Source organism: Devosia sp. (assembly GCF_034675085.1).
Classification (GTDB): Bacteria; Pseudomonadota; Alphaproteobacteria; order Rhizobiales; family Devosiaceae; genus Devosia.
The window spans coordinates 1-13,365 of sequence record NZ_JAUCDN010000008.1; the positions used below are offsets into that span (position 1 = coordinate 1).

Genomic DNA, 13,365 nt, shown 5'->3' on the forward strand with positions numbered 1-13,365 from the left:
GCCATGGCCGCATAACTTAAACCAAACGGCCTCCGGAAAACCTGGGGCGGTTCAGTGACGACCGAGACCGGCAAGCTGGAGATTGACGTGCCCCGCGACCGGCAGTCGAGCTTTGATCCGCAGCTGATCGCCAAGTATCAGCGCCGTTTCCCCGGCTTCGACGACAAGATCGTGTCGATGTATGCCCGGGGCATGAGCACGCGCGAGATCGCCGGGCACCTGCGCGAGCTATACGGCATTGACGTATCGCCGGACCTTATTTCAACGGTGACAGACGCGGTTCTCGATGAGGTTGCCACCTGGCAGCAGCGGCCGCTCGACCCGGTTTATCCGCTGGTGTTCTTCGATGCGATCCGGGTCAAGATCCGCGACGAAGGCATGGTGCGCAATAAGGCGATCCATATCGCCCTGGGGGTGCGCGCCGATGGCGCCAAGGAGGTGCTCGGCCTCTGGCTCGAGCAGAATGAAGGCGCCAAGTTCTGGCTGCGGGTGATGAACGAGCTCAAGAACCGCGGCACCGAGGATATCCTTTTGGCGGTCGTGGATGGCCTCAAGGGCTTCCCCGAAGCGATTACCGCCGTATTCCCCGAGACGGTGGTGCAAACCTGCATCGTCCATTTGCTGCGCAACTCGATGGACTTCGTCTCCTGGAAGGACCGCAGGGGGCTGGCAAGTGCGCTCAAGCAGATTTACCGCGCCACCGATGCCGACGCTGCCGAACAGGCGCTGACGGCCTTCGAGGCCGGCTATTGGGGGCAGCGCTATCCCGCCATCGGCCAGAGCTGGCGGCGCGCCTGGAGCGAGGTCATCCCATTCTTTGGCTTCCCCGACGAGGTCCGCAGGATCGTATACACCACAAACGCCATCGAGGCGCTGAACTCAAAGCTGCGGCGGGCGGTCAGGGCCAGGGGCCACTTCCCCAGCGACGATGCTGCCACCAAATTGCTGTATCTGATCTTGAACCGGTCAGAGAAAGAGTGGAAAATGCCGCCACGTGAATGGTCCATGGCCAAGGCGCAGTTCGCTGTCATCTTCGGCGAGCGCTTCATCCGAGCCATGGCGGCGTAATATGCAATCGCCCGCCACACACGAAATTACTGACAGTCCCGGAAGCTGCTGCGGATCGGCCGGAACCATGCCCGCATCATGGCACAAAACGTCCCGGATAACCTGAGTTTTTGTGCCTGTGAGTCAGTCTGCCGCAGGCTTTTTATCCAGCCGATTGCGGGCGGCCCACCGGCGCCGAGCGCACCCGTTTCCAATCCATGCCCTCCACCAGCGACAGCAGTTGAGCATGGCTCAACTGGACCCGGCTGTTGCCGATCCTCGGCCAGCAGAACGCCGCCTTTTCCAGCCGCTTGGCGTAAAGGCAAAGGCCAGTCCCGTCCCACCAGACGATCTTGATCCGGTCTGCCCGCTTGGCGCGGAACACGTAAAGCGAGCCGTTGAACGGATCGGCTCCGGCATCGCGCACCAGACCGACAAGCCCGTCAGGCCCTTTCCTGAAGTCCACGGGTTGGCTGGCCAGGTACACCTTCACGCCCGAGGGGATCATGCCGACCGCACGGCGCGAAGGACACGACGAAGATGATCCTCGCTGACCGCAGACCCCACACGGACCGTGGCACCACCGATGCCAATCTCAACGACGCCGCTTGCGGGTTCCGCGTCTTCGTCAGGCGCATCGCGCCGCTTGACCTGACCCTTGGCCATGGCCTTGCGACGCCAGCCGAACAACTGCGAGGGAGAGATCCCGTGGCGCCGCGCCACTGCCGAAACGTTCACGTCTGGCGCAAGGGCCTCTTCCACGATCCTGGCTTTGGTATCATCCGGCCAGTTGCGCCGCGCTACTGCCGGAGTGCTCTCCATTCGGCTCGGCACCACCTCCAGCAACTGGAAGCTTCTATCACTGGGCACATGCGCAAACATAGGAACTCACACCGTCATCAAACTCACGGTGCCAATACCCCAGTCGACCCCTTCAGGTCAGACGGGATAGCCTTCGCGCTTACACTTTATCTGCGTGTTTTGGCGTCCGTCAGTAAAATCATGACCGCCGAAAATGTAGCGTTCACCTATCCATGAAGCTCTGTATCGACAGGCTGGCCCGACGCGCCCACTATGGTCACGCTCAGGCGGTTTGCCGCCGGCTCGTGGCGGAAGACCGGCACTTTCTTGAGCAAGAGCCGCAGGGCTTCCCAGTGAATGGCGCCGACGACCTTGAGCGTCATCAGCGGATAGCGGAACAGGGCGGACCCAAGTTCCCGGTCGGTGAATTCGTGGCGTTCGCCGGCAAATACGGCGCGCAGCAACAGCCCTTCGCCATCCGTCTCATCGATCCGCACCATGACGTGATCGCCGGGCTCCACCACGTGGAAGTGATAATGGCAGTTCATCGGCATGAAGGGCGAGACATAGAACTGCTTTGCGCAATCATGCCTGAAGGGGCCCGTCGCTTCGCTGGTCCGCAGCACATAGATCCAGCGCTCCCCGAAGGTGTTGGACACCTCATAGATGAGCGCCCGGACCGCGCCCGCCGCGTCGCTGCAATAATAGACGGTCAGGGGGTTGAAGACGAAGCCGAACAGCCGCGGATAGCACAATATGTCGATGCGCGGATGGGCAATGGCCAGATCGGCCTGGGCCAGGACGCCCTCCACCCAGTTGCGCAAGCCATGGCCGCGCCCATCTCCGAGGTCTTTTTCCCATATGCTGATCGGCGCCCAGCGGTTGAAGCCGAAAATCGCGCTGCGCTCGCTCAAGGCTTCGGCCTCGTCCAGGTCGATTAGCAGCGAAAAAACCCGGTAGCGCAGATTATGCCGCCGGGGACGCAGGCGGGCATGGATGACCTGGCCGCGATAGAGGCCCGACCGGGGCATCAGAACGCCGTCTCCATGGCGGGCCGGCTGGCGATGCGATCCGACTGCCGGGGAACGGACCACGGCCGCGCCAAGCCGCCCAGCGCCTCGGCAATGGCCAGGCCCGATTGCAGGGCGTCCTCGTGGAAGCCATAGCCGAAATAGCTGCCGCAGAACCAGGTCTTGCGGTTGGCATTGAGCCGCCAGAGCTGTTGCTGGGCCTTGAGCGCCGCCCTGTCGAAGAGCGGATGGCGATAGACGAAGCTGCCCAGGATCTGCTCCGGGGCAATCGGCTTGTGGGGGTTCAGGGTCACGAACAGGGGATGGCGCCGATCGAGATTTTGCAGCCGGTTCATCCAGTAGGTGACGCACAGGGCATCGTCGGGACCTGCCGGTCCCGCCAGATAGTTCCAGCTCGACCAGGCGAGGCGCCGGCGGGGCATCAGGCTGGGATCGGTATGCAGCACGGCGCGATTGAGCGTGTAATGGAAAGCGCCGAGCAACTCGGCCTCGGTCTGGTCCGGGTCTGCGAGCAAGTGCAGCGCCTGATCGGCATGGGTTGCAATAACCACTTCATCGAAGCGGTCCGAATGACCGCCGGCGTCCGTCACGAGCACGCCCTCGGCGTCGCGGACGATGCGCCTGGCGCCGCAGCCGAGCCGCAGGCTGGCCGGGGTCTGGGCCGCGAGGCGCTCCACATAGCGACGGCTGCCCCCGGTCACGGTGCGCCATAGGGGGCGCCGGGCGAGTTTGAGCAGGCCATGGCTTTCAAAGAAACGGATGAAGGCAAAAAGCGGGTAATCCCGCATCTGGCTGGATGAGGCCGACCAGATCGCGGCGCCGATGGGCAGCAAATGGTCGTCGATGAAGCATTGCGCATAACCGCCATGGTCCAGAAATTCGCCCAGCGTGATTTCCTGCAGGTCCGTCCGCGACAGCAGGCCCGGTGCATCCCGATAAAACCGCGTCAAGTCCCGCAGCATGCGCCAGAAGCGCGCGCTGAGCAGATTGCTCGGCTGCGCCATGATCGCCGAGCTGGAATATTCCAGCCTGCCATTGTCGAGCGAAGCCGAGAACGACATTTCCGAAGGCTGGGTGCGCACGCCCAAATGATCGAAAAGCGCCACCAGATTGGGATAATTGCCCTCGTTGTATACGATGAAGCCGGTGTCAACGGCGGTTGCTGTCGGGCCGGTGGGGACGTCCACGGTGTGGGCGTGGCCACCCAGCCGCTTTTCGGCCTCATAGATCACCACCTCATGGTTGCCACCCAGCATCCAGGCGGCCGAGAGCCCGGCAATGCCCGAACCGATGACGGCAATTTTTCGGGACCGGGATGGGGGCAGGTGTGGTTGGGCGCAGTTCACGATCATATCCTTATGCTTGGTATGACCATTACGAGAGGGACCGGCGGCCGGATGACCTCCAGTAAAATAAAATATGTGCGTGATCCAAATTGGACCGAGCGCCGTAATCCTGGCCATGACACAGACATCGCCTGCACCCAATTTCGTTTTGACGGGCTCGCGTCCTGCATTACTGATTGCAGGGATGAGAGGCGGTGTGCCGGTGCGCCGTCAAAAACAACATACGAGACCGATGTCCCGTGAAGATGACGGCAACGCCGACAGGCAGATGACCCAGCTCTTGCTTGAGGTTGGGCGCTCGCGCGACGTTGACGCGTTTGAAAAACTGTTCCGCCATTTCGGGCCCCGCATCAAGGCGTATATGGCCAAGGTCGATTCCAGCCGGGCAGAGGAGCTCATGCAGGAGACCATGATGACGGTCTGGCGCAAGGCCAGCCTGTTCGATGCCAGTCGCGGTGTCGCGGCTAGCTGGATTTTCACCATTGCCCGTAACCAGCGCATCGACGCGCTCCGGCGTGATCGTCGGGCCGAGATCGACCCGGACGACCCGGCGCTGGTGCCTGAAACGCCGGTGGCCGCCGATCAGGCACTGCACAATCGCCAGAATGAGCATTTAGTGCGCGCGGCATTGGCCGAATTGCCGTCGGAACAATTGCAGGTGCTGGAACTGGCCTTCTATCAGGAACAGTCCCAGAGCGAGATCGCCACCCAGCTGGCGCTGCCGCTGGGCACGGTCAAATCGCGCATGCGGCTGGGTTTTGCCAAGCTGCGCGCGGCGCTGGGACAGGGGGGCACGCAGCCATGAACCCGCAGCACCATCTCAGCGAAGACCTGTTGCTCGACTATGCCTCCGGTAGCCTGTCGGAGGGCTGGACCATTGCCGTCGGCTCGCATCTGGCCTTGTGTCCCCATTGCCGGGCCCGGTCCGAACATGCCGACATGCTCGGGGGCGCCTTGCTTGACGCCATCGTCACCGAGCCTCTGGCGCAAGACGCCTGGGGCGCGATGCGCGCGCGCCTTCATGCAGAGCCTGCTCCCGCACGCATTGCACAGGCGCCGCAAAAGGAAACCGGCAAGCCGGTATTGCCGATGCCGCTGCGCGCCTATGTGGGTGGGGACATCGACACGATCGCCTGGCGCCCGCTGGGCCGCGGCGCAGCGCAGATGCTGCTGCCGACCGCCGACAAGACCACCCAGGTCAGATTGCTGCGCATTCCAGCAGGAAAGCCGGTGCCGGAGCATAGTCATGGCGGCAGGGAACTTACCCTGGTGCTGGCGGGCAGCTTTCGCGATGGCGCGCTGTTGTTCGGCCCCGGCGACATCGAGGATGCTGATGGCTCCATCCTGCATACCCCGACGGCCACCCCGGAAGCCGACTGCATCTGCCTGGCGGTGACCGATGCGCCGCTGCGCTTCAGCAGCTGGCTGGTACGCCTGATCCAGCCCATCCTGAAAATCTAGCCAAGGGAACCGATATGTTTACGCATCTGGTCGCCTATGCCGCCACCGCGGTGGTGTTTTTCGCCGTCGACTTCGTGTGGTTGTCGACCGCATCTGCAGGTATTTATCGCCCGCGCCTGGGCGCGCTGCTGCTGGAGCAGCCGAACTTGATGATCGCCGGCCTGTTCTATCTGTTCTATGTCGGGGGCATTGTATATTTTGCCGTGTCTCCAGCGCTTGCCGAAGGCGGATGGAGCAAGGCGCTCGTCGCCGGCCTGGTGCTGGGCTTCGTCGCCTATGGCACCTATGACCTGACCAACCTGTCTACCCTGCGTAACTGGCCCTGGTCGGTTACGCTGGTAGACCTGGCCTGGGGCACTGCATTGACCGGCCTGGCCGCTATGTGCGGGTTTTTCATCACCCAGTATTTTGTGCGGTGAGCCTTGTCGGCGCGCGGACGGGAATGGCGCCCTTTCCAGCGATGCCGGTGTGTTTCGACATCTGGAGCTGATGTGAAAGCCAGTGATCCAATGCCCCGGAGCTAGCGTAATGAGGCTCGTCTAGGACCAGAGAACAATAACATGGCGCCCATTCAACCCGCACCAAAACCGCAGTGTGGACGTCGACGCGGCAGGCCATGGCTGTTCACCGGATTGTTCCTGCTGATTGCAGGCGGCGTCTATTCCTATATCGAGCGGCCATGGGGGCCGAGGCTGGCCATTGTGGCGGTCGAGGTTACGGCGGAAGGGCCGCTTGTTCAGGTGCTGGCCGTGAACGGGCGGGTTGCGGCGCGCCATGCGGTAAAGGTCCGTGCGGCGATCACAGGGCAGGCCATAGAGGTCCGGGCGGAAGAGGGTGCCAGCGTGTCGGCCGGCGACTCGGTGCTGCAGCATGGCGTGGTGATCTTTGCAGCGCCTACCGTTGATCCTTCCACGGGCGGGCGGGCCATAAAGATCGCCTTCGACAACCCCGTCGATCTGCCCGTTGGCCTGACCGTCAATGCCAATATCATCGTGTCGCAAACCGACGCGGCGCTGTCGCTGCCGCGCAGCGCCATTGTGAGCGAGGGCACGCAGAACCAGGTGCTGGTGCTGAAAAACGGGACAGTCGCGCAGCGCCCGATCGATTTTTCCGACTGGCCGGCCGAACGGGCTGTGGTGACCGATGGGCTGGCGGCTGGCGACGTCGTCATCCTCGACCCGACTGCGGTCAGCGTCGGTCAGGTCGTGGTCGCGGGCTGACACCATGCTGTATGGTTTCAAGATCGCAATGCGCTATCTCACCGCCAACAAGACGCAGACGGGCCTGCTGATCGCCGGCGTGGCAGTGGGTGGCATTTTTGAGCTGGGCGTGGATGCCCTGGACAGCCGCCGCCAGATCCGCGTGGTTGACGGCAAGACGCTGTGATCGGACCCATCGGCAGCACGCCCTTCGCGGCAACGGGCCATCGATTTTAATATTGACACGACCATGTTACGGTCGATCAAGCATAGAGGCTGAGTTGCAGCTATGACGAACCTGATGGGCCCGCAAAGCCAGGAGATTGCCGATCTCATCGTTCGTTGCGCGCTGCGCGACCGGGCGGCGTTCCGCATGCTCTATGAGCGGACCAGCGCGAAACTCTTTGGCGTCACCCTGCGTATCTTGAAGGATAGAGCGGAGGCTGAAGAGGCGATCCAGGAAATTTACACGAAGATATGGCAACGTGCTGATCGCTATGTGATGGGCAGTGCCAGCCCCATAAGCTGGCTGGTTGCCGTTGCGCGCAACCATGCGCTGGACATGTTGCGGGCGCGTCGTCCGGCGTCATCGGAACTCGAAGCGGCGCTGGATATTGCCGATTCCGGGCCCACCCCGGAGCGCTCGCTGGAGCATAGCGATGAGAAACGCCATATCGAGCATTGTCTGGGTACGCTCGAGCCCGAGCGGGCGGCAGCGGTAAGGGGCGCCTATCTCGATGGCTATAGCTATGAAGAACTGGCGAGCCGTCACGCCATTCCCTTGAATACGATGCGGACATGGCTGCGGCGGAGCCTGGCCAAACTGAAGGACTGTCTTTCGACATGAACAGCAGCAGACCCAGCGATGAAGGCTTTGCCGAGCGCAGCGCGCTGGTGGCCGAGTATGTGCTCGGCCTGCTGTCGCCTGCCGAACATGCTCGGGTCGGCGCCCTGATCGAGGCCGATCCGGGCCTGCAGGCCGAGCATGCCTTCTGGGTCGCGCGCTTTGCCGAACTGGATGACGAATTTGCCGAAGTGCCGGCGCCCCGCGGATTGCTTGCCGCCGTCGAAAAGCGCGTCTTCGACACGGCGCCGCGCGGGACGGCGGGATTCTGGAACAGTCTTGTGCTCTGGCGGGGCATCGCGGCCGGTGCCCTCGCCATTGCGGCCGTTGCCATGGGCCTCAACCTGCTGCGGCCGGCGCCGGATGTCGGCCTGCTCACCACCCAGCTGGTCGCCGCGCTGGAGGAGGTGGGCAGCACGGTAAAATTCCTCGCCCTGTATGATGGGAGCGGCAATGTGCGGTTGACGGCCCTGTCGGGCGAGCCCGTGCCGGACCGAGATTTTGAACTCTGGGCCATTCAGGGCGGCAATGCCCCGGTGTCGATGGGGGTAATCCCGGCGCGCTCGCGCAGTGCTGTCGCCGTCTCGCCTTCAATCATGGCGGGCTGGGGCGAAGGCTCGGTTCTGGCGATCACTCTCGAACCCAAGGGCGGCTCCCCCAGCGGCGAGCCGACCGGTCCTGTCATTGCCCGGGGCGCAGTAACAAAAATCTGAAACTTTTCTGCGCGCGGTTCCGTAACTGCTTTTGTCCCCACCAAACAGGGGAACGAAACTCAGGAAGGAATGACTGCAATGACACTCTCTCTCCGCGCTTTGTCCGTAGCCGCCATGCTCACCATCGCCTCGGTCGGCGGTGCCATGGCCCAGGACAATCCTATGGTCGGCGGCGCCGCCATGCTTGTCGACAAGAACATTGTCGAGAACGCCGCGAATTCGGCCGATCACACCACGCTGGTCGCTGCTGTCAAGGCGGCCGGCCTAGTCGAAACCCTGTCGGGCCCCGGGCCCTTCACCGTTCTGGCCCCGGTGAACGCCGCCTTCGACGCCCTGCCGGCTGGTACGGTGGACAATTTGCTGAAGCCGGAAAACAAGGACACGCTCTCCACCATCTTGGCTTGTCACGTGATACCGGCCAAGGCCTTGTCGAGCGATATTGCCAGCATGGTCAAGGCCGATGGCAGCGAGCATGTCGTCGACACCGTCGGGGGCTGCAAGCTGACCCTCAAGGATGTCGACGGCAAGATCACCGTTACCGATGAAAACGGTACGGTGGCCAATGTGACGATTGCGGACGTGCTTCAGTCCAATGGCGTGATCCATGTGATCGACGCGGTTCTGACGCCCAAGTCGGCCATGTAACCACCGTCAATGGCGAGAGTGCGCAATTTGTGGACTCTCGCCCGCATGCTTCCCATAATAGGTAAAACCGATGTTTTTCTGATGGGTTCGGACCCTGCACTGGGGGTCAGATCACGCTGATACTGGCTCCCTGTCGGTTTTTCCTAGATTAATTGTGCATTCGAGGTCGGTGAGAATCCCGTCCTTAAGGCCGTAAACCCACCCATGGATCGAAACATCCTTGCCCGCTGCCCATGCGGTCTGCAAGGTTGGGGTATTGGCCAGGCGCTGCACCTGGGAGACGATCGAGGCTTCGCACAAGCGGTCCAGTGCCTCATCATTCCAGCCGCCACGGTGAACGTGAGGAAAACTGATTCTGGCAACGTCGCGGACGGGCTGGAGCCAGTGTTCTAACAAGCCAAAATCCTGCTCGCTTACCGCTGCCCCGATGCCGCCGCATCCATAGTGGCCGCAAACGATGATATGCTTCACGTTCAGCTGGTTGACCGCGAACTCCACGACCGAAAGCATGTTCAGATCTGTAGAATGAATGAGGTTGGCGACGTTGCGGTGAACAAAGACCTCACCGGGTTCCAGTCCGGTGATGACATTGGCCGGAACCCGACTATCCGAGCACCCGATCCACAGATATTCCGGCCGCTGCAAATTGGACAGGCGTTCGAAGTAGTCGGCCTGCTTGGCGGTTTTTTCCTGTGACCACAGCTTGTTGCGAATGAGAAGATCATCGATCATGGATTTTTCATTGCCCTTAATAGTTGAGTTTGCTGGGTAATAGATGAGTTTGCTGGGTCCGCCTGCTGCTTCAAGCCATGAATTCCTGAACCTTGCGCACGATCACGTCAACGGGGCATGGCTCGGCCAGCGTCGCAAGATTGTCTGCTGCGCTTTGGCTGCAAAATGCTTTTTCATAAAATTTTGCTTCGCGCCGATCCAAATCGACCTCATAAGCGTATTCCTCATTGCAAGGCTAATAGGCGGCAGCAAGGCTAGTAGGCGGCGGGACGATGGCCTGCACAGCGGCGCGCCTACCACCCGAACTGAGGATGCGTTGACCCAAAAAAGCGTTCTGGTCTGGTTCAGGAGCGATCTGCGGACTTCCGACAATCCGGCCCTTGAGGCGGCCTTGGCCACCGGCAAACCGGTATTAGCCATTTATATCCACGAAACCGATGCAGCGCTGCGGCGGCCGGGCGGCGCATCGAGCTGGTGGCTTGAAAAAAGCCTGGATGGGCTGGCGCTATCCCTGGGCGATATCGGCGTTCCGCTAAACCTGCGGGAGGGGCAGGCAGGTGAACTTATTGCCCAGATGGTGCAGGAGGATGGGGTTGACGCGGTTTACTGGAACCGTCGCTACGACCCCGCAGGGCGGGCAATCGACGCGCGGATCAAGTCGGCGCTGCGCGACGGGGACGTCGAGGCGCAGAGCTTCAATGCCGCCCTCCTGGTCGAGCCCTGGGACCTCCTGACCGGGCAAAACAAGCCCTATGCCGTCTTCACGCCATTCTGGAACGCGCTGCGCAAAAAACCCATCGCGCGCCCGGGCCCCGCGCCCGCCGCGCGCCCGGCCCGCCTCAATCGGCAGAAAAGCGACAGAAGCGTTGCGTTTCCGAAATGGACGACCAAGCTCGAACCTTTATGGGAAGTGGGGGAACGGGCGGCGCAGGATCGGCTGATTTTGTTCCTGGACACTGTTGGCGGCTATGATGCGAGCCGCGATTTTCCCGCCCGTGCGGCAACATCGCAGCTGTCGCCGCATTTGCGCTTTGGCGAGATCGGACCGCGCCAGGTCTGGCATGGGGCAATGGCGCATGCGCATCGTCATCCGGGCTGCCAGGGCGCGGTCATGAAATTCTTGTCCGAACTGGCCTGGCGAGATTTCAATTATCATCAGCTGTTTCATCGCGACGACATCAGCCGGCATCCGATGCAGCCGCATTTCGCCGCCATGGCGTGGCGCCGGGACCCGGGCGCTTTCGAGGCCTGGTGCAGGGGCAGAACGGGCTATCCGATCATCGATGCGGGAATGCGCGAGCTGTGGCAGACGGGCTATATGCACAATCGGGTTCGCATGCTGGCCGCATCGTTTCTCGCCAAGAACCTGCTTCTGGACTGGCGGCAAGGCGAAGAATGGTTCTGGGATTGCCTGGTGGACGCCGATCCGGCGAGCAATCCGGGAAACTGGCAATGGGTGTCGGGATCGGGGCTCGATGCCGCCCCCTGGTTCCGTATCTTCAATCCGGTGCTGCAGGGGGAGCGGTTCGATCCAGCCGGGGCCTATGTCCACCGGTGGGTGCCCGAAATTGCGGGGCTGCCGGATGAATTTCTGCACCGGCCGTTCGAGGCGCCCTCGGGGGTGCTGGAGGCCTCGGGCGTTGTCCTGGGCCACAGCTATCCCCATCCGATCGTAAATCTACCGGCCAGCCGGAGGCGGGCGCTGGACGCGCTGCCCCGGCGGCCGGCTGTTGTGAAGGAGTAAGCTGATGGCGAAATCGGTCATATGGATCACAGGGGCTGGAAAGGGCATCGGCCGCGCCCTGGCGCTGGAACTGGGCGCACGCGGCAATATTATCGCGGCCAGCGCCCGCACCCAGGCGGACCTGGAGACGCTGGCGGCTGAGGGCGCGGCGCGGGGCGCCTCGATCTATCCCTATCGGCTGGACGTGACCGACAGCGATGCCGTCGCCCGCACGGCCGAGGCAATTGCGCGCGATCTCGGCCCGCTCGATCTGGCGGTGCTCAATGCCGGCACGCATTCCGAAGTGAGCGCCGACAATTTCGACCTCGTGGAATTTCGCCGGGTGATGGAAACCAATGTCATGGGCGCCGCCAATGGCCTGTCGGCGCTCCTGCCCGGCATGACAGCGCGCCGGCGTGGGCGAATTGCACTCGTCGCTTCGGTGGCCGGCTATCGCGGCCTGCCCAGCGCCGGTGCCTATAGCGCCAGCAAGGCGGCGCTCATCGCCCTGGGAGAGGCGCTCAAGCCGGAACTGGACAAGGCCGGCGTCGGGCTTCTGCTCATCAATCCGGGTTTCGTGGACACGCCGCTGACACGCCGGAATACATTCCCCATGCCTTTCCTGATGGAGCCTGGCGAGGCGGCCAAGATCATTGCCGACGGCCTAGAAAAGAACCGTTTCGAGACCGTGTTTCCCTGGCAGATGACGTTTCTGATGAAGCTGCTCAAAATATTGCCTTATCCGATTTTCTTCGCCATCACCCGGCGGATGGTGCGAAATTAGTCTCGTCCTGTGCGCTCGTGCGCCTATGCGCGGCTGCCGACGCTTTTACCCTTCCCGGATGATACCGTTTGGTGATACAGGCAAGCAAAAATGGCGATACGAAAAGTCTAGGAATTCTGGGATTTTTAGGTTTGAAGGTGAGAGTCCCTCTCTCTCCGCCACTTGCCCCCGCGAAAGCGTTCTCCCGATCCGGCTGCGGCCGGATTTTTCCGTTGTTTTCGTGGGTTATGCGGGATGGGCTGAGCACCGGCGTCGGCGCCAAGCGGCCCGGAAGCGTTCTCTCCGGGTCGATATTCTCCGGACCTGTTGACTGCGCGGATTTGGTAAAGTTCTGCAAGCCATTGGCAGGGATTGTTTATTTCAGGGCCAGGCTGAGCACTTCGACAAGAGGGGCGTTTGCGGGATGGAACCGGGGTCGAACCATAATCGAGGCGCGGCGCCGGGCTCAGGCGGTCGGTCCAAGGCGGAAAGCGGGCTTGGCCAGCATTCTGACGGCGAGGCCGATGGCGAAGATGGCGTCGTGGCGGATCAGGTCGGCGGCCTGCTGGCCGGTGTCGAGCGAGCGGCGGTCGAGATTGCCGGCATCATCGACGTGCCGGAAATGGGACAGCGGGTTGCGCAGGCCCATCAGCCTTTGCAGGTCGGTCACGTCCAGATCGGAGATCACGTCCCGCTCGCGGCAGCGGCGCAGGGTTTCACGAAAGGAGATCCGGTTGGGGATGTCGTCAATCAGAAGGCCGCCGTGCAACCAGGCCGCCAGTAGATGCTCGACCAGCCCCTGGCACAGCAGGATTGTGGCGGCGAAGTTGCCGTAGACAAAGGACGAGCGTGCCTCGATCCAGGCAAAGTGGGCGGCCTGGCCGCCGAAGATCATCGTTCCGTTCGGGCCGAGATCGCGGCTGAAATCGGTCAGCATGCGATAGCGCGAGACCTGGCCGTGCAGGTCGTCGTGCATCTCGGCCAGCAGATGGCGGGCGAAGTCCAGATCGGTCAGGTCAGACAGCAGATCGGGCTGGTCACCGCCGCCCGTCATGCGGCC

The 13,365-nt window shown here is 62.3% G+C and carries 16 protein-coding genes and 1 pseudogene; 11 read left to right on the forward strand and 6 right to left on the reverse strand.

The features are described 5' to 3' along the window. Positions 1–51: 51 nt before the first annotated feature. A pseudogene (locus VDP82_RS01280) lies at positions 52–1,068 on the forward strand (IS256 family transposase); the annotation flags it as partial. A gap of 142 nt (positions 1,069–1,210) precedes the next feature. Here the strand turns inward: VDP82_RS01280 and tnpB are convergent. From tnpB to VDP82_RS01300, 4 genes are all read right to left on the reverse strand, one after another. Next, a complete protein-coding gene (gene tnpB / locus VDP82_RS01285; protein ID WP_275654680.1) occupies positions 1,211–1,555 on the reverse strand; it encodes an IS66 family insertion sequence element accessory protein TnpB in 345 nt (114 codons plus the stop codon). Continuing rightward, positions 1,552–1,929: a transposase gene (locus tag VDP82_RS01290; RefSeq protein WP_323013025.1), complete on the reverse strand. Its 378-nt coding sequence runs from the start codon at positions 1,927–1,929 to the stop codon at positions 1,552–1,554. Before VDP82_RS01290 ends, tnpB begins: the two co-directional genes overlap by 4 nt. 146 nt (positions 1,930–2,075) lie before the next feature. Then, on the reverse strand, positions 2,076–2,879 hold the full coding sequence (locus VDP82_RS01295; RefSeq protein ID WP_323013026.1) for a DUF1365 domain-containing protein: 804 nt from the start codon (positions 2,877–2,879) through the stop codon (positions 2,076–2,078). Further along, positions 2,879–4,225 carry an NAD(P)/FAD-dependent oxidoreductase gene (locus VDP82_RS01300; protein ID WP_416347058.1) on the reverse strand — a complete coding sequence of 449 codons (1,347 nt, stop codon included), beginning with the start codon at positions 4,223–4,225 and terminating at the stop codon, positions 2,879–2,881. The genes VDP82_RS01295 and VDP82_RS01300 overlap by 1 nt, the downstream gene beginning before the upstream one ends. A gap of 232 nt (positions 4,226–4,457) precedes the next feature. On the opposite strand from VDP82_RS01300, the gene VDP82_RS01305 reads away from it, so the two are divergent. The 8 genes from VDP82_RS01305 to VDP82_RS01340 all read left to right on the forward strand — a co-directional run bounded on the left by VDP82_RS01305 (position 4,458) and on the right by VDP82_RS01340 (position 9,087). Beyond that, complete coding sequence (locus VDP82_RS01305) at positions 4,458–5,030, forward strand: sigma-70 family RNA polymerase sigma factor (RefSeq protein ID WP_323013028.1); 573 nt, start codon at positions 4,458–4,460, stop codon at positions 5,028–5,030. Continuing rightward, a complete protein-coding gene (locus VDP82_RS01310; RefSeq protein ID WP_323013029.1) occupies positions 5,027–5,686 on the forward strand; it encodes a ChrR family anti-sigma-E factor in 660 nt (219 codons plus the stop codon). Before VDP82_RS01305 ends, VDP82_RS01310 begins: the two co-directional genes overlap by 4 nt. Before the next feature lie 14 nt (positions 5,687–5,700). Next, entirely contained in the window at positions 5,701–6,105 is a 405-nt protein-coding gene (locus VDP82_RS01315; protein ID WP_323013030.1) for a DUF2177 family protein, read from the forward strand. A 213-nt stretch (positions 6,106–6,318) separates the two neighbouring features. Beyond that, positions 6,319–6,906, forward strand: coding sequence for a hypothetical protein (locus VDP82_RS01320; protein WP_323013031.1), 588 nt, complete (start codon positions 6,319–6,321; stop codon positions 6,904–6,906). Between the two features lie 4 nt (positions 6,907–6,910). Then, positions 6,911–7,072, forward strand: a complete 162-nt coding sequence (locus VDP82_RS01325) for a hypothetical protein (protein WP_323013032.1) — start codon at positions 6,911–6,913, stop codon at positions 7,070–7,072. Positions 7,073–7,174: 102 nt separating this feature from the next. Next, positions 7,175–7,732: a sigma-70 family RNA polymerase sigma factor gene (locus VDP82_RS01330; protein WP_416347059.1), complete on the forward strand. Its 558-nt coding sequence runs from the start codon at positions 7,175–7,177 to the stop codon at positions 7,730–7,732. Further along, positions 7,729–8,442 carry an anti-sigma factor domain-containing protein gene (locus VDP82_RS01335; RefSeq protein ID WP_323013033.1) on the forward strand — a complete coding sequence of 238 codons (714 nt, stop codon included), beginning with the start codon at positions 7,729–7,731 and terminating at the stop codon, positions 8,440–8,442. The genes VDP82_RS01330 and VDP82_RS01335 overlap by 4 nt, the downstream gene beginning before the upstream one ends. 114 nt (positions 8,443–8,556) lie before the next feature. Continuing rightward, on the forward strand, positions 8,557–9,087 hold the full coding sequence (locus VDP82_RS01340; RefSeq protein WP_416347060.1) for a fasciclin domain-containing protein: 531 nt from the start codon (positions 8,557–8,559) through the stop codon (positions 9,085–9,087). A 111-nt stretch (positions 9,088–9,198) separates the two neighbouring features. Here VDP82_RS01340 and VDP82_RS01345 read toward each other — a convergent pair whose 3' ends face one another. After that, positions 9,199–9,819, reverse strand: a complete 621-nt coding sequence (locus VDP82_RS01345) for a carbonic anhydrase (protein WP_323013035.1) — start codon at positions 9,817–9,819, stop codon at positions 9,199–9,201. A 43-nt stretch (positions 9,820–9,862) separates the two neighbouring features. Between VDP82_RS01345 and VDP82_RS01350 the strand changes: the two genes are divergently transcribed. Together VDP82_RS01350 and VDP82_RS01355 are read left to right on the forward strand one after the other, a co-directional pair. Next, a complete protein-coding gene (locus VDP82_RS01350) occupies positions 9,863–11,563 on the forward strand; it encodes a deoxyribodipyrimidine photo-lyase (protein ID WP_323013036.1) in 1,701 nt (566 codons plus the stop codon). A gap of 4 nt (positions 11,564–11,567) precedes the next feature. Then, positions 11,568–12,326: an SDR family NAD(P)-dependent oxidoreductase gene (locus VDP82_RS01355; protein ID WP_323013037.1), complete on the forward strand. Its 759-nt coding sequence runs from the start codon at positions 11,568–11,570 to the stop codon at positions 12,324–12,326. Positions 12,327–12,771: 445 nt separating this feature from the next. Here VDP82_RS01355 and VDP82_RS01360 read toward each other — a convergent pair whose 3' ends face one another. After that, positions 12,772–13,359 (reverse strand): hypothetical protein, encoded by a 588-nt coding sequence (locus VDP82_RS01360; RefSeq protein ID WP_323013038.1) that lies wholly within the window; start codon positions 13,357–13,359, stop codon positions 12,772–12,774. Positions 13,360–13,365 lie beyond the last annotated feature (6 nt).

Bases quoted from the DNA above. Each gene is read 5' to 3' on its own strand.
- VDP82_RS01345 (WP_323013035.1), bottom strand. From the start codon at position 9,819: ATGATCGATGATCTTCTCATTCGCAACAAGCTGTGGTCACAGGAAAAA.
- VDP82_RS01350 (WP_323013036.1), top strand. From the start codon at position 9,863: ATGAGTTTGCTGGGTCCGCCTGCTGCTTCAAGCCATGAATTCCTGAAC.
- VDP82_RS01325 (WP_323013032.1), top strand. From the start codon at position 6,911: ATGCTGTATGGTTTCAAGATCGCAATGCGCTATCTCACCGCCAACAAG.
- VDP82_RS01335 (WP_323013033.1), top strand. From the start codon at position 7,729: ATGAACAGCAGCAGACCCAGCGATGAAGGCTTTGCCGAGCGCAGCGCG.
- VDP82_RS01310 (WP_323013029.1), top strand. From the start codon at position 5,027: ATGAACCCGCAGCACCATCTCAGCGAAGACCTGTTGCTCGACTATGCC.
- VDP82_RS01355 (WP_323013037.1), top strand. From the start codon at position 11,568: ATGGCGAAATCGGTCATATGGATCACAGGGGCTGGAAAGGGCATCGGC.
- VDP82_RS01340 (WP_416347060.1), top strand. From the start codon at position 8,557: ATGCTCACCATCGCCTCGGTCGGCGGTGCCATGGCCCAGGACAATCCT.
- tnpB (WP_275654680.1), bottom strand. From the start codon at position 1,555: ATGATCCCCTCGGGCGTGAAGGTGTACCTGGCCAGCCAACCCGTGGAC.
- VDP82_RS01295 (WP_323013026.1), bottom strand. From the start codon at position 2,879: ATGCCCCGGTCGGGCCTCTATCGCGGCCAGGTCATCCATGCCCGCCTG.
- VDP82_RS01360 (WP_323013038.1), bottom strand. From the start codon at position 13,359: ATGACGGGCGGCGGTGACCAGCCCGATCTGCTGTCTGACCTGACCGAT.
- VDP82_RS01315 (WP_323013030.1), top strand. From the start codon at position 5,701: ATGTTTACGCATCTGGTCGCCTATGCCGCCACCGCGGTGGTGTTTTTC.
- VDP82_RS01330 (WP_416347059.1), top strand. From the start codon at position 7,175: ATGACGAACCTGATGGGCCCGCAAAGCCAGGAGATTGCCGATCTCATC.
- VDP82_RS01305 (WP_323013028.1), top strand. From the start codon at position 4,458: ATGTCCCGTGAAGATGACGGCAACGCCGACAGGCAGATGACCCAGCTC.
- VDP82_RS01290 (WP_323013025.1), bottom strand. From the start codon at position 1,929: ATGTTTGCGCATGTGCCCAGTGATAGAAGCTTCCAGTTGCTGGAGGTG.